The 14912-nt window shown below is 70.8% G+C and carries 13 protein-coding genes; 5 read left to right on the forward strand and 8 right to left on the reverse strand.

Annotated elements, in window-relative coordinates; translation table 11 throughout:
- Positions 1–26 precede the first annotated feature (26 nt).
- The 6 genes from bfr to GXW71_RS15610 form a co-directional block, all read right to left on the reverse strand.
- The gene (gene bfr, locus GXW71_RS15585) at positions 27–533 is read right to left on the reverse strand and encodes a bacterioferritin (RefSeq protein WP_211853451.1); all 507 of its coding nucleotides are present in this window, start codon (positions 531–533) and stop codon (positions 27–29) included.
- Positions 534–667: 134 nt separating this feature from the next.
- The gene (locus GXW71_RS15590) at positions 668–847 is read right to left on the reverse strand and encodes a (2Fe-2S)-binding protein (protein ID WP_211853452.1); all 180 of its coding nucleotides are present in this window, start codon (positions 845–847) and stop codon (positions 668–670) included.
- A gap of 23 nt (positions 848–870) precedes the next feature.
- On the reverse strand, positions 871–1914 hold the full coding sequence (locus tag GXW71_RS15595) for a Fe(3+) ABC transporter substrate-binding protein (protein WP_211853453.1): 1044 nt from the start codon (positions 1912–1914) through the stop codon (positions 871–873).
- A gap of 375 nt (positions 1915–2289) precedes the next feature.
- Complete coding sequence (locus GXW71_RS15600) at positions 2290–3078, reverse strand: HpcH/HpaI aldolase family protein (RefSeq protein ID WP_211853454.1); 789 nt, start codon at positions 3076–3078, stop codon at positions 2290–2292.
- A 50-nt stretch (positions 3079–3128) separates the two neighbouring features.
- Positions 3129–4736, reverse strand: a complete 1608-nt coding sequence (locus tag GXW71_RS15605) for a cisplatin damage response ATP-dependent DNA ligase (protein ID WP_211853455.1) — start codon at positions 4734–4736, stop codon at positions 3129–3131.
- On the reverse strand, positions 4733–5785 hold the full coding sequence (locus tag GXW71_RS15610; RefSeq protein WP_211853456.1) for a ligase-associated DNA damage response exonuclease: 1053 nt from the start codon (positions 5783–5785) through the stop codon (positions 4733–4735). Before GXW71_RS15610 ends, GXW71_RS15605 begins: the two co-directional genes overlap by 4 nt.
- Positions 5786–5879: 94 nt before the next feature.
- On the opposite strand from GXW71_RS15610, the gene GXW71_RS15615 reads away from it, so the two are divergent.
- The 4 genes from GXW71_RS15615 to pdeM all read left to right on the forward strand — a co-directional run bounded on the left by GXW71_RS15615 (position 5880) and on the right by pdeM (position 11524).
- On the forward strand, positions 5880–6866 hold the full coding sequence (locus GXW71_RS15615) for a Bug family tripartite tricarboxylate transporter substrate binding protein (protein ID WP_211853457.1): 987 nt from the start codon (positions 5880–5882) through the stop codon (positions 6864–6866).
- A 5-nt stretch (positions 6867–6871) separates the two neighbouring features.
- Entirely contained in the window at positions 6872–8044 is a 1173-nt protein-coding gene (locus tag GXW71_RS15620) for a mandelate racemase/muconate lactonizing enzyme family protein (protein ID WP_211853458.1), read from the forward strand.
- Between the two features lie 205 nt (positions 8045–8249).
- Positions 8250–10790 (forward strand): ligase-associated DNA damage response DEXH box helicase, encoded by a 2541-nt coding sequence (locus tag GXW71_RS15625; RefSeq protein WP_211853459.1) that lies wholly within the window; start codon positions 8250–8252, stop codon positions 10788–10790.
- The gene (pdeM, locus tag GXW71_RS15630; RefSeq protein WP_211853460.1) at positions 10787–11524 is read left to right on the forward strand and encodes a ligase-associated DNA damage response endonuclease PdeM; all 738 of its coding nucleotides are present in this window, start codon (positions 10787–10789) and stop codon (positions 11522–11524) included. The genes GXW71_RS15625 and pdeM overlap by 4 nt, the downstream gene beginning before the upstream one ends.
- Positions 11525–11545: 21 nt before the next feature.
- On the opposite strand, the gene GXW71_RS15635 is transcribed toward pdeM, so the two are convergent.
- Together GXW71_RS15635 and GXW71_RS15640 are read right to left on the reverse strand one after the other, a co-directional pair.
- Entirely contained in the window at positions 11546–12526 is a 981-nt protein-coding gene (locus GXW71_RS15635) for a Bug family tripartite tricarboxylate transporter substrate binding protein (protein WP_211853461.1), read from the reverse strand.
- A gap of 50 nt (positions 12527–12576) precedes the next feature.
- On the reverse strand, positions 12577–13755 hold the full coding sequence (locus tag GXW71_RS15640) for a mandelate racemase/muconate lactonizing enzyme family protein (RefSeq protein ID WP_211853462.1): 1179 nt from the start codon (positions 13753–13755) through the stop codon (positions 12577–12579).
- Between the two features lie 62 nt (positions 13756–13817).
- On the opposite strand from GXW71_RS15640, the gene GXW71_RS15645 reads away from it, so the two are divergent.
- On the forward strand, positions 13818–14732 hold the full coding sequence (locus GXW71_RS15645) for a LysR substrate-binding domain-containing protein (protein ID WP_211853463.1): 915 nt from the start codon (positions 13818–13820) through the stop codon (positions 14730–14732).
- The last annotated feature ends 180 nt before the right edge of the window (positions 14733–14912 follow it).

A 14912-nucleotide genomic window follows, 5' to 3' on the forward strand; every position in this document is an offset into this window, starting at 1 on the left:
GTCGCCCGACAGGCGCGGCGGCCCACTCAATCCGAGCTGGCGCCACCTTCGTCCTGGTCGGGCGCCGGGGCGCTGTTGAGCTGGGTGTAGCGCTCGATCCCGATCCGCTTGATGAGGTCGAACTGCCGGTCAAGGAAATCGGCGTGCTCCTCCTCATCCGACAGGATCTTCAGCAGCAGATTGCGGGAGACGAAGTCGCGCACGCTCTCGCAATAGGCGATGCCCTCGCGCAGGTCGTTGATCGCCTTCTCCTCGAGCTTCTGGTCGCATTCGAGGATTTCCTGGACGCTCTGCCCGACCAGCACGTTGTTCAGGCGCTGCACATTGGGGAGGCCGTCGAGGAACAGGATGCGCTCGATCAGCCAGTCGGCGTGATGCATCTCCTCGATCGATTCCTTGTATTCCTTCTTGCCGAGCAACGTGACGCCCCAGTGGCGCAAGGTGCGGGCATGCAGGAAATACTGGTTGATCGCCGTCAGCTCATTGGTGAGCTGGGTGTTGAGGTGCTCGATCACCTTCGGGTCGCGCAGCATGGCCGGGCCTCCTGTCAGAGGCTTGGCATAGCGTCCGCGTCACCCCGGTTGCAAGGAAGCGTAACAGCCTGCCCGCAGATCGCCCAAAACTGGCGATCGCAGTTAACAAGCATTCTCAGGCAGTTAGCCAAGGGTCAGGATCCCTTGGCCTCCTGTGGGTCCTGGCGGAGGATCGACAGGATCGTCCGCGTGCAACCGCCACACTGCGCCTTGCTGTTGCAGGCGGTGTAGACTTCGCATGGCCGCTTGGCGCCGCCGCAGATCGCGTCGCCAATCTGCCGATCGGTCAGTGCATTGCAGATGCAGACATACATGCCGCGCTATTCCCCGGCCCCGCTCAGCGCCAGCCGGCGCGCTGGATGATCTGCAGCCCTTCGGCCACGTTCGCGGCCAGGCGCTCGGCATTCACCGGCTCGGCGCGGAAGCGCCCCATGGCCTGCAGCGCCGGATGCAGCGGGGCATCGGCTACCACCGGGTATTCCATATTGGCCAGCGCGAAAATCTCCTGCGCCTCATGCCCGGTCATGTATTCCAGGAAGCGCACCGCATTGGCGCGGTTCGGCGCGGTGGTCACCAGCGCCGCGCCGGAGATGTTCACATGCGTGCCGCGATCCCCCTGGCCCTGGTTCGGGAAGATCACGCCGATGCGACGGAACAGCGCCTGGTCCTCTGCGCTCTCGGAGCGGCCGAAATGGCCGAGGTAATAGGTGTTCGAGATCGCGATCTGGCACTGGCCGGAGGGGATGGCGCGAAACTGGTCGCGGTCGCCGCCCTGCGGCGGCCGCGCGAAGTTCGCGACCAGGCCGCGCGCCCAGGCCTCGGTCGCCGGCGCGCCGTCGGCGGCCAGGATGCTGGCGACCATGGCGGCGTTGTAGGGATGGCTGCCGGAACGGACGCAGATCATGCCGCGGAAGCGCGGATCCGCCAGGTCCTCGTAGCGGGCCAGCCCCTGCGGCAGGCCGCGCTCCTTGTCGTACATGATGACGCGGCCGCGCTGGGTCACCGCGAACCAGGTGCCGTCCCGGTCGCGCAACGCTTCGGGGACGCGCTGGTTGATCAGTGCCGAGCCGTGCGCCGCCAGGATGCCGGCTTCCTTGGCACGCGCCAGCCGCGCGGCGTCGACGGTGATGAAGACGTCGGCCGGGCTGTTGCGCCCCTCGCTCTGGACGCGGGCGACGAGCTGGTCGGCATCGCCTTCGACCAGCCGGATGCGGATGCCGGTCTCGCGCGTGAAGGTGTCATAGAGCTGCCGATCGGTCGGATAATGCCGCGCCGAATAGATGTTCAGCTCCTGGGATGGCGCCTGCGCCAAGGCAGGAAATGCCAGCGCCGAGACGGCGAAGGCGCTGGCGGCCAGATGAACGAAACTACGGCGGTGCATGGCTATCCCCCGGCAAGAGCCGGAGGGATAGCCTAGCTGCGAACGCCTCGCAAGTTGAATGAGAATAAGTCTTATTACAGGCCTCAGACGCCGGCGCCGCCTCCAGCGGCTTGGCTTCCGCGCTGTCAGGGCGCGTTGGCGGCGGCTGGCGGTCGCGCGCGGGGCCGCATTCGCGGCCCCGGGGCATCGAGTCCTTTATCGGCCTCAGGCGCCGGCGGCCGCATGCGCGGCCTTGGCTTTCGCGCTGTCGGGGCGTGCCCGGCGCCGCTGCCAGTCGCGCGCGGGGCCGCATTCGCGGCCCCGGGGCATCGCTGCGCTCGCCCCGCAGAGGCTGGTGGCGGCCTGCGGCCGCTTGGTTCCGGGGGGCGGAAGGTCTCAGGCGGGCTGCAGGCCGCGGAGGAACTTGGAGCGCTGGCCGGCGCCGGCGAGCAGCAGGTTGTGGTCGGAGCCGGAGAGCAGGAAGCGGGCGCCGAGGGCGATGTATTGGGGGGCGTAGACCTCGTCATAGACGCCGCCCATGCCCATGACCTTGCCATGCTTCCGGCAGGCGTCGGAGACCTTCTGATAGGCGGCCCGGACATCGGCATGCCCGATCTGGCCCGCGATCCCCATCGAGGCGGTGAGGTCGGAGGTGCCGATCATCAGGCTATCGATGCCCGCGACGGCGGCGATCTCATCCGCCCGCTCGACCGCTTCCGGCGTCTCGATCATCACCGTGATGAAGATGTCCTTGTTCAGCTCCACCTGCGCCTCAGCCGGGCTGGGCGAGGCGAAGTTGTAGGCGAAGGGTGGGCCGCCCCAGCTCCGCGTGCCGACCGGCGGGAAGCGGTAGGCGGCGGCAACGGCCTTCGCCTCCGCGGCATTGTCCACATGCGGCACGACAACACCCATGGCGCCGTTGTCGAGCGCCCGCGTGCCTTCGAACAGCGCATCCTTGCAGCAGCGTACGATCGGCGTGATGCCCTGGTTCAGTGCCGCGATCGCGATCTGCGTCGCCTCCTGCACGGAGGTCGCGCCATGCTCCATGTCGATGAATAACCAGTCATAGCCGGCGGCCTTGGCCAGCATGCCGACGGCGGAGCCGCGCAGGTGATGGACGCCGAAGCCGAGCGCGAGCTCGCCCGCTTCCAGACGCTTGCGGACATGGTTGGTGACGAGCGGCATGGTGTTTCCTCCTGCGGTTCCGCGGAGCGCACCATGCAAGGCGGGCGCGGTCAATCCGCTGCGCTGCGATCAGGTACGAGCAGCATCAAATTCTCCAGCCGGTCCGCCTCCGCCGGCGGCTTGTCGCGGCGGATGCGCGCGATGCGCGGGAAGCGCAGCGCGACGCCGGAGCGATGCCGCGTGCTGCGCTGCGCCGCATCGAAGGCGACCTCCAGCACCAGGCCCTTCTCCACCTCCCTAACCGGGCCGAAGCGCGCGGTGGTGTGGTTCCTCACCCAGCGGTCGAGGAAGACCAGCTCCTCATCGGTGAAGCCGGAATAGGCCTTGCCGACCGGCACCAGCTCCTCCCCGCCATTTCCATCCGGGCGCCACAGGCCGAAGGTGTAGTCGGAGTAGAAGCTGCTGCGCTTGCCGTGGCCGCGCTGCGCGTACATCAGAACCGCGTCGATGGTCAGCGGGTCGCGCTTCCACTTCCACCACAGCCCCTTCTGCCGCCCGGCGACATAGGGGCTGTCGGCGCGCTTCAGCATCAGCCCTTCGATCGAGGCCGCACGTGCCCCGTCGCGGATCGCCGAGAGCTGCGCGACCGAGGCGAAGGCGATCTGCGGCGACAGGTCCATATGCGCCGGCTGCTCCCGCAGGACGAAGGCCTCCAGCCGAGCGCGGCGCTGATCGAAGGGTAGCGGGCGCAGATCCTCGGCCCCTTCGGTCAGCAGGTCATAGAGGCGCACGCCCGCGGGGTAGTCGCGCAGCATCTTCGGCGTCACCACCTTCCGGTTCAGCCGCTGCTGCAGGTCGCCGAAGGGCGCGACCGCGCCGCCGCGGATCACCAGCAGCTCGCCGTCCAGCACCGCCTCGAAGGTCAGGGCCGCGGCGATCTCCGGGAAGGCGGCGGTGACGTCCTCGCCGCCGCGGCTGAAGATGCGCGCGCCGCCGGGTGCTGCACAGAGCTGCACGCGGATGCCGTCCCATTTCCATTCGGCGCGCCAGGCCGCAGGCTCCAGCGCCGCGACATCCGCATCCTCCAGTGGGTGCGCGAGCATCAGCGGGCGGAAGATCGGCACCGCGCCTGGATCGGGCCGCGGCCCCTTCCCTTCCAGCCAGCGGAACAGCGGGATGTAGGGCGGCGCGACGCCGTGCCAGACCTCCTCGATCTCGGTCACCTCCTTGCCCGACCATTCCGCGAGCGCGGTGCGCGCGAGCCGCGCCGAGGCGCCGACGCGCAGGCCCCCGGTCACAAGCTTCGCCAGCGCGAAGCGGCCATTGGCATCAAGCCGGTCCATCCAATCCGCTATCAGCGCTGGCAGATCCGCTTTCGGCGTCAGCTCCATGGCCTCGACGACTTCGGCGAGGTCGGGCGGCGGCATGTTCCTGCCATGCGGATCCGGCCAGATCAGCGCCGCCGTCTCCGCGAAGTCGCCGACATAGTCATAGGAAAGGCGCAGCAACTCGGGATCGGTGCGCGCCGCCACCAGGTCGCGCAGCAGCGCCGGCTTCGCGGTGGCGAGCTTCAACTCCTCGGTCAGCGCGGCGAGGCCGATGCCGCGGTTCGGATCCGGCTGCTCCGCGAACCAGTTCCGCAACAGCGCCAGCTTGGCGTTGCGGCCCGGCGTGAAGACCAGGCGTTCCAGCAGATGGGCGAAGGCGGGGATGCTCATGCCGGCGCCGTCTCCACGGGCGCCGCTTCGCCCTCATCCTCTTCGCCGAGGCCGACCAGGTGCAGCGCCCGCCCGCGCACGTCGCGGAGCGACAGCGCGTGGATCAGCGCATCCTCCCGCCCGTGCGTCACCCAGACCTCCGGCGCCTCCACCTCGGCGCAGGTGGCGAGCAGCTCGTCCCAATCGGCGTGGTCGGAGATGATCAGCGGCAGCTCGATGCCGCGCGCCTTGGCGCGCTGGCGCACCCGCATCCAGCCGGAGGCGGCGCAGACCACCGGCTCCGCCAGCCGCCGCGCCCAGGGCGTGGTCTCGGCCGAGGGCGGCGCCAGCACCACCTCCCCAGCCAATGTCGGCGGCGCGCCGCGCTTGCTCAACGGCACCGGCAGCAGCGGGCCGAGCGCCACGCCGAGCTCCTCATACAGCGCGCAGAGCGCCATCAGCGCGCCGTGCAGATAGATCGGCCGCTCCCACCCCGCGCGGCGCAGCAGCGCGATCAGCCGCTGGCATTTCCCGAGCGAATAGACCCCGATGACATGCGCCCGGTCCGGAAACAGCCGCAGACTCTCCAGCAGCTTCGCGACCTCCTGCTCCACCGGCGGGTGGCGGAAGACAGGCAGCGCGAAGGTCGCCTCGGTGACGAAGACATCGCAGGCGACCGGCTCGAAGGGCGCGCAGGTTGGATCCGGGCGGCGCTTGTAGTCGCCGGAGATCACGGCCCGGCTGCCCTGCCAGTCCAGCACCACCTGCGCGGAGCCCAGCACATGCCCGGCGGGGACCAGCCGGATGCCGACGCCGTTCCGCATGACGCCTTCGCCCGGCGCCATCGCCTGCTGCGCAGCACCCGCCCGGTCGTCGCCCATCCGCGCCCGCATGATCGCCAGCGTCTCCGCCGTCGCCAGCACCGCGCCATGGTCGGGGCGGGCATGGTCGGAATGGCCATGGGTGATGACGGCGCGCGGCACCGCGCGGGTGGGATCGATATGGAAATCGCCAGGGTCGCAATAGAGCCCGGCCTCGGTCACGCGCAGCCAGGTGGCGGGATGGGGCATCCATCGGATGTGAGGAATCAGGCGGCGCTTTCCAGGGTCTTGCCTGTCACACCGCGCGGCCACAGGCTCGCGCATGACCTGGGAGAAGCCGTCCATGCCCCGGCGCCGCGGCCTGTTGCAGCTCGGCCTGGCCCTGCCTGCCCTCGCGGCGCCAGCGCGCGCCGCCGGGCCAGAGGCCGGCGCTTGGCCCAGCCGCCCCGTCCGGCTGATCCTCCCCGACGCGCCAGGCAGCGGCAATGACACGATCGCCCGGCTGATCGCGCCCGCGCTGCAGGCCGCCCTCGGCCAGCCCTTCGTGGTGGAGAACCGCGGCGGCGCCGGCGGCCGCATCGGCGTCGAGGCCGCCTTCAACGCCGCCCCCGACGGCTACAGCTTCCTGTTCGGCAATGCCGGCTCCAACGGCATCAACGCGGCGATCTATCCCGACCTGCCCTATGACCTCGCCACCGCCTTCGAGCCGGTCTCGCTGCTGGTGCAGGGGCCGAACGTGCTGGTGGTCAACCGCCGAATCCTGCCGGTCGGCGACGTCCCGGGGCTGATCGCGGCGCTGCGCGCCCGGCCCGGCGCCCTGAACTACGCCTCGGGCGGCGTCGGGTCGTCGGCGCATATGTCGATGGAGCTGTTCAAGGCGGCGGCAAGGCTGGAGGTGGTGCATGTCCCCTATCGCGGCACGCCGGCCATGGCGCAGTCGCTCATCGCCGGCGAGACGGCGCTGATGTTCGCCAATTTGATCAATGTCATGCCCTATATCCAGCGTGGCGAGCTCGCTGCCATCGCCGTCACCGCGCGGACCCGCTGGCCCGGCCTGCCCGACGTGCCGCCGGTCGCCGACAGCATCCCCGGCTTCGAGACGCTCGCCTGGAACGGCATCCTGGCGCCGCGCGGCACGCCGGCGCCGATCCGCGCGCGGCTGCGTGAGGCGCTGGTCACGCTGCGCGCGACCTCTGGCATGCAGGAACGGGTGCGCGGGCTCGGCGGCGAGTTGGTGGCCTCAACGCCGGAGGAATTCGGCGCTCGCATTGCAGCCGATATCGGCCAATGGAAAGGGCTCGTTGCCCGCACCGGCATTCGCGCGGAGTGATCTAAATGAGAATAGCCGCCATCGGCTTCCACCCCGTCCAGGTGACGCCGAAGACCATCTGGTGCTTCCTGACCGTCGCGACTGACGCGGGCCTCACCGGCCTCGGCGAATGCACCCTCGCCAATCAGGAAGCCGGCCTCGCCGCGGAGGCCGCGCGCCTGGCGGCCCGGCATCGCGGCGCCGATCCGCAGCATCGCAACCGCCTCTGTCAGCTCCTGCCGCACGCCCCGGGCGGCCTCGTCGCCCAGACCGTGCAGAGCGCCTTCGAGGCAGCGCTGTGGGACATCGCCGGCCAGGCCGCCGGCGCGCCCATCCACGCCCTGCTCGGCGGCGCGCTACGGAGCCGCATCCCGCTCTACGCCAATATCAACCGCGGCGCCGCGCCCCGCACGCCAGAGGGCTTCGCCGCGGCCGCCCGCCGCGCGCTGGAGGCCGGCTTCACCGCGATCAAGCTCGCGCCCTTCGAGCCGATGGTCTGGCAGGATGCCGCCACCGACCCCGTCGGCCAGCGCGCCGCCTATGCCGAGGGCCTCGCGCGCATCGCCGCGGTGCGGGAGGCCGCCCCCGCCGCGGACCTCATGGTGGACGCGCATTGGCGCTTCTCCCCCGGCGGCGCGGCGGCGCTGCTGCGCGACCTCGCCCCCTTCGGTCTCTATTGGCTGGAATGCCCGGTGGCCGAGGCCAACCACCCCGAGATCCGCCGCCTGCGCCACATGGCCAATGACCGCGGCATGCGGCTGGCCGGCGCCGAATCCCTCTCCGGCCTCGCAGCCTATCGCCCGCTGATCGAGGCCGGCTGCTACGACGTGCTGATGCCGGACATGAAGCATGCCGGCGGCCATGAGGAGATCCGCCGCATCGCCGCCCTCGCTCTGACGGCCGGAGTGGAGATCGCGCCGCACAACCCGACAGGACCGGTCTGCCACGCGCATTCGCTGCATCTCTGCGCGACGCTGCCCAACCTCCTGCCTCTGGAAGTGCAGTTCGGCGAGACCGAACGCTTCTTCACGCTCGTCGAGGGCGGCGATGCCCTGGCCTTCCGGGACGGCGCCGCCGATCTGCCCGCCGGCCCCGGCCTCGGCGTCGCGTTGTCCTTAGCCGAGGCGCTCCGAACCCCCTGGCGCCCCGATCCGGACCAGCCCCCGCCGCCGCCCTGGCTCGACCCCCGCCTGGGCTGATGTCCGTGGCCTCTATCGAGGGCCCCCTCAGACGCCGGGCGGGCGGCATCCGCCGCCCTCGGCGTCGTGCGAGGAGCACGCCTCCGGCGTGACGCCGGACTACCGGTGGGCCGCATTCGCGGCCTCGGGCCGGTTCAGCAAACCGGCCCGCTGGTATGAGGCCCCTTCCCCCGACGCCCGGTTCCGGTCCATACCGGGTGGGCCCATGAGAACATTGCCGGAACCTTTTGCCCGATGGTTCGCCGGACGCGGCTGGTCGCTGCGGCCGCACCAGGCGGCGCTGGCAGACGCCGCGCAGGCCGGGGAGAGCGCGCTGCTCATCGCGCCGACCGGCGGCGGCAAGACGCTGGCCGGCTTCCTGCCGAGCCTCCTGGACCTGCATGCGAACCCGCGCGACGGGCTGCACACCCTCTATATCTCCCCGCTCAAGGCACTGGCCGTCGACATCGCCCGCAACCTCATGGCGCCGGTCCAGGAGATGGACCTCGCCATCCGCATCGAAACCCGGACCGGCGACACGCCGCAGAACCGCCGTGCCCGGCAGCGGGAAGCCCCGCCACACTTCCTGCTGACCACACCGGAAAGCCTGACCCTGCTGCTGACGCTGGCCGATGCGGGAAAACTGTTCGGCGGCCTCTCGGCCATCGTGGTCGATGAGGTGCATGCACTGGCCGGCACCAAGCGCGGCGACCAGTTGGCGCTCTGCCTTTCCCGTCTTGCCACCCTGGCACCGGATGCCCGCCGTGTCGGGCTGTCGGCGACGGTCGCGCATCCCGATCCGCTGCGCGCCTTCCTCTCCGTGACCGGCGGGCCGGAGGGCGTGCGCCTGGTCACCGCGCCGCCCGGCGCGCCGCCGGCGCTGGAGTTGCTCTTGCCGCAAGGCCACTTGCCCTGGGGTGGGCATATGGGCCTCGCCTCGATGCCGGAGGTCTATCAGCGCATCAAAGGGGCGCGCGTGACGATCGTCTTCGTCAACACCCGTGCCCAGGCCGAGCTCTGCTTCCAGGCGCTCTGGCGGCTCAATGAGGATGCGCTGCCGATCGGCATGCATCACGGCAGCCTGGAGATCGAGACCCGCCGCAAGGTGGAGGCGGCGATGGCGGCAGGTCGGCTGCGTGCGGTTGTCGCGACCGCGAGCCTCGACCTCGGCATCGACTGGGGCGCCGTCGACCAGGTGATCCAGATCGCGGCGCCCAAGGGCGTCTCCCGCCTGCTGCAGCGGGTCGGCCGCGCCAATCACCGCATGGATGAGGCGTCCCACGCCATCCTGGCCCCCTCCAACCGCTTCGAGGTGGTGGAATGCGTCGCCGCCGAGGAAGCGGTCGCGGCCGGCGAGCTGGATGGCGAGCCGCCCCGCCCCGGTGGGCTCGACGTGCTGGCGCAGCATGTGCTGGCCATGGCCTGCGCCGGTCCCTTCCGTCCGGACGACCTCTACGCCGAGGTCATCGGCTGCGGCCCCTACGCCGCGCTCTCCCGCCGCGACTTCGACGACGTGCTGCGTTTCGTCGAGGATGGCGGCTACGCGCTGCAGGCCTATGACCGCTTTCGTCGGCTGTTCCGCGATTCCGAAGGGCTGGTGCATGTGCGCGACAGCCGCGCCGTGCGGCAGCTCCGGATGAATCTCGGCACCATCGTCGAGACCCCGATGGTCAAGGTTCGGCTGCGCGGCGGCCCGGTGCTGGGCGAGGTGGAGGAATGGTTCGTCTCCACCCTGGTGCCCGGCGACTGCTTCCTCTTCGCTGGTCAGTTGCTGCGCTACGAGGCGCTGGATGCGCTCGCCTGCGTCGTGACCCGCGGCGGCGAGGGCGAGCCCAGGGTGCCGGTCTATGCCGGCGCGCGTATGCCGCTTTCGACCTATCTCGCCGAGCGGGTGCGGATGCTCCTCGCCGATCCCAGGCGCTGGGGGCATCTGCCGGAGCCTGTGCAGGAATGGCTTCGCATGCAGCAGCACCGCAGCGCGCTGCCCGATCCGGACGGGCTGCTGGTCGAGACATTCCCGCGCGGCGGCCGCTGGTTCCTGGTCGCCTATGGCTTCGAAGGCCGGCTCGCGCACCAGACCCTCGGCATGCTGGTGACCAGGCGCATGGAACGCGCAGGCTATGGTCCGCTCGGCTATGTCGCGACCGACTACATCCTCGCGATCTGGTCCGCCTTCGAGCCGCTGGACGTGGCGCCACTCTTCGACGAGGAGCTGCTCGGCGAGCCGCTGGAGGAGTGGATCGCCGAGAGCTCCGTGCTCCGCCGCAGCTTCCGCAACATCGCGACCATCGCGGGGCTGATCGAGAAGCACCACCCGGGCCAGGAGAAGTCGGGCCGCCAGATGACCATGAACGCCGATCTGATCTACGACGTGCTCCGCCGCCACGAGCCGGACCACGTGCTGCTGCGCGCGACCCGTGCCGAGGCCGCGTCCGGCCTCACCGATGTCCGCCGCATCGCGATGATCCTGGCGCGCGCCCGCGGCCGCATCCGCCACATGCGCCTCGACCGCGTCTCGCCGCTGGCGGTCCCCGCGCTGATCGAGCAGGGCCATGAATGGGTGTCCGGCGGCGCCGAGGACGCGCTGCTCGCCGAGGCCGCCGCGCTGGTGGAGGGGGCGACCGACGGCGAGGAGCATTTCGCCGAAACCCTGGCGGAGGTCGTCGAGGGCGTGCGCATCCGTGCCCGGGACATGGACCGGCCGGCCCATAAGCGCCAGCGCCGCAACCGCACCAGCCGCCCGGTGCCGAAGTCGCTCCGCGCATGAGCTTGGCGCCGCTGCACATCGCCGGGGAGCGGCTGATGCTCGATCCCGCCGGCGCGCTGGTCTGGCCGGCGCGGCGCCTCCTGGTCGTGGCCGACCTGCATCTGGAGAAGGGCAGCCACTTCGCTGCCCGCGGCCGCTTCATCCCACCCTATGACAGCGCCGAGACGCTGGAGCGTCTGCGCCTGCTGCTGCGCCGGCACCGGCCGGAGCGGCTGCTCTTCCTGGGCGACAGCTTTCACGACGGCCAGGGCGCGGCGCGGCTCGCGCCCACCATCGCGCAGGGCTTCGCCCATATGGTCTCGGGCCTGGCGCTGACCTGGCTGCTCGGCAACCACGACCCGGCGCCACCGCGCGACCTGCCGGGCGAGGCCGCCGAGGCGTTGGTCGATGGTCCCTTCACCTTCCGCCACATCCCCGGGGCTCGGCCCGCGAAGGGTGCCGAGATCGCCGGCCATCTGCATCCCAAGGCCGCGATGCCGACGCGGGCCGGCTTCGTCACTCGCCCCTGCTTCGTCACCGATATCAGGCGCGTGCTGCTGCCCGCCTTCGGTGCCTATACAGGTGGGCTCGAGGTGAGCGATCCCGCGATCGCCGGCCTCTTCCCGCGCGGCGGCCGCGCCTTGCTGCTGGGCACCGGGCGGCTGTTCAGCTTCCCGCTGGCGCCAGGGGCGCGTCAGGCGTCGGCAGCCACTCCATCCGACGGAGATCGCGCCGCCCTGCGCCTGCTCCCGTGAGCCGCCGGGACGCCGATTGTGTCAGTCCGCTTCGATGCCGCCGGCCGCGATCACGCGCTCCCATTGCGCGATCTCGGCGAGCATCCGGTCGCGGAAGGCGGCGGGCGTGCTGCCGATGACATCGAAGCCGAGCTCGGACAGGCGGGACCGCGTCGCGGGGACCTCCAGTGCAGCGCGCGCTGCGGCGGCGAGGCGTTCAGTGACGGCGGGCGACAAGCCGGCCGGTCCGATCAGCCCGTTCATCAGCGCCGCATCGACCTGCGGCAGCCCGGCCTCCGCCATGCTCGGCACGCCCTGCAGCAGCGGCGAGGCGGCCGTGCCCGTGACCGCCAGCGCCCGCAGCCGCCCGCCCCTGACATGCTCCGCGGTCGCCGGGATGGTGCCGAAGGCAAGCTGGATGCGCCCGGAGATCAGATCCGTGATCATCGGCCCGCCGCCACGATAGGGCACATGCACATAGGTGAAGCCAGCGGCCTGCCGGAACTGCTCGCCCGCCATGTGGATCGCGGTGCCGTTCCCAGCCGAGCCGAAGGCCAATTGTCCGGGACTTGCCTTGGCCGCCTGCACCAGTTCCGCGACCGTCCGCCACGGCGCTGCAGCAGGCACGACGAGCGCCAAGGGCGAGGTCACCAGCAGGGAGATGAAGGTGAAGTCGCGCCTGGTGTCATAGGGCAGCCGGCTGCGGAGCAGGCCGGGATTGACGGCGAAGGCGGTGTCGACGACGCCGAGCGTGTGGCCATCCGCCGCTGCCACCGCCACGGCCTGGGTCCCGGTCACGCTGGCGCCGCCGCCGCGGTTCTCGACCGCCACCGACTGCCCGAGCGAGGCCAGCAGCTCCTGCGCCAGCAGCCGCGCGGTGATGTCGGTGGCGCCGCCCGGCGGATAGGGGACGATCAGCCGGATCGGGCGCGCAGGGAAATCCTGGGCTGCGCCAGGCCGCGCAACACTCAGCGCGACGGCGATGCCGAGCAGGCCGCGCCGCCGGATCATCATGACATCCATCCGTATCTCCCTGTTGCCTGCCGCTCGCAGGTCTCGTCTCGTGGGCTGCGTCAGAGGGCGAGGTGCCAGTGCTCGGTCAGCCAGGGCGCCAAGGCGGCGCCATCCAGCGCGATGCCGATGCCGGGCCCCTCCGGCAGGCCGATCGTGCCGTCCGCCGCGAGTTCGGGCGTGCCGAGCAGGGTCAGCAGCGGGTTCGGCGTCACGTCGCATTCCATGAAGGGATAGGGCAGCGGCCCGCCGCCGCGGCGCGCCGGCAGCAGCGCCGCCATCTGCAGCGCGGCGTGGAAGTTCACGACCGTGCCGAAGACATGCGGCATCACCGGCACGTCATAGGCCTCGGCGAGGGCCGCGACACGCGCCAGGCCCGAGAAGCCGCCGCACACCGTGAGGTCCGGCTGCAGCACCGAGAAGGTGCCGGCCTGCAGGAAGTCGCGATAGCTGGCGAGGCTGGCCAGGGCCTCGCCGCCGGCGATGGCGCAGGGCACCGCGCGAGCCACCGCCTGGTAGCCCGGAATGTCCTCCGGCTGCAGCGGCTCCTCGATCCAGAGCAGGGCGGCTTCCTCCATCCGCTTCGCGGATTCGATCGCCGACCCGACCGTGTAGCCCTGGTTGATGTCGACCATCAGCGCGACGTCGTCGCCGACCTGCTGCCGCAATGCTCGGGCCATGGCGCCATCCGCCCTGGGGCTGACGCCCGCGCGCGGCTTGATGGCGCGGAAGCCGCGGCGCAGCAGTCCCTCCACATGCTCCCCGTAATGCGCATAGGGCCCGCCTTGCTCGGCGATGAAGGGGCCGCTGGCATAGGCCAGCATCCGGCTCCGCAGCACACCGCCCAGCAGCGCCGCGACGCTGATGCCCTCGGCGCGTGCCGCCGCGTCATGCAGCGCCATGTCGATGGCGGAGACGGCCATCATCGCGGCGCCGCGGCGGTCATAGCCGAGGGTCCCGAGCATCGAACGCCAGAGGCGGCCGAAGTCCCGCGGCGACTGGCCGAGCACCAGGCCGGCGAGCTTCGCCTTGATGAAGGCGGCCGCGGCGAAGGGCGAGGAGAAGACCTCGCCCCAGCCGCTGATGCCGGCATCGGTCACCAGCTCGACCAGCAGGAAGTCGCGGCGGCGGATGAAGGTGGAAGCGTTGCCGAGCGCCGGCGTCGGCGAGAAGCCGGCGTGGTAGCCGTTGATCCCTACGATCCGCACGTATTCCCCCATCGCGTTCTGGCGCGACGGCACGCTCGGCATCCTCGGTCATGCTGTCAAATAAGCAGTTTTCCCGATATCATAGACAAGTGGTTATGACGCTGAACCTGCGCGAGCTCGAGGTCTTCCGTGCCGTCATGGAGTGCGGCAACGTCACCGCCGCCGCGGAGGCGCTGCGGATCTCCCAGCCGGCCGCCAGCAAGATGCTGCATCAGGCCGAGGAGCGGCTCGGCTTCGCGCTCTTCACCCGATACCGGAAACGCCTGATCGCGACGGCCGAGGCGCACGCGCTGCTGCCGGAGCTGATCGGTGCTTTCACGGCGCTGCAGGACATGCAGCGGCTGGCAGATGATCTGCGCGCCGGCCGCTCGGGTCAGCTCTCCGTGGCTTCGGTGCCGGCGCTGACCACCACCATGCTGCCGCCGGCGATCAAGGCGTTTCGCGATGCGCGCCCCGACGTCTCGGTCGTGCTGCGCAGCTACACGGCGCTCGAGACCATCAACATGGTGGCCGATCATCGCGCCGATATCGGCCTGATCCTCGGTGCGGCCGCGGACCGGCGGATCGAGGCGCGGCGTCTGACGGCCTCCGAGGTCGGGTGTGCGCTGCCACCGGATCATCCGCTGAAGGACAAGCGGATCCTCAACGCCATGGATCTGCGGCAGCACGCGATCATCTCGCTCGGGCCACAGCAGCCGGTGGGTGCCATCCTGGCGCGCGCCTTCGCCGATGCCGGGCTTCCCGGCGGGATCGCCATCGAGACCTCACAATCCGCGGCCGCCTGCGCGCTGGTGCGGGCCGGCGCCGGCATCGCCGTGCTCGACGGGTTCGGGCTGCAGGAGGCGCGCGCCCAAGGTCTGCTGGTCCGCCCCTTGCGCCCGCGCACTCTGCTGGATGTCAGCCTGGTGCTCGCCCGGCACAGGGTGCCGTCCCGCCTGGCGCAGGCTTTTGTGAGCCTGCTCGATGACAGCGGTCAGCAGGCGCGGACAGCCGGAGACGCGTCCTCCTGACAGGGCGGATCATCTGTTCAGCGTTCCGCTGCCATCGCGCCCGTCTCGCGCGACGATGTCTTCCCTGACGCCACCGGGAATCATCTCGGCCCCGGAGACGTTTCCCAGGACGCCTTGATCGTACCCGATCACCTCATCGGGAGGTGACGGGCGGTTCATAACACGCACATCCCGGCGTCA

The organism is Plastoroseomonas hellenica, from assembly GCF_018129085.1.
Classification (GTDB): domain Bacteria; phylum Pseudomonadota; class Alphaproteobacteria; order Acetobacterales; family Acetobacteraceae; genus Plastoroseomonas; species Plastoroseomonas hellenica.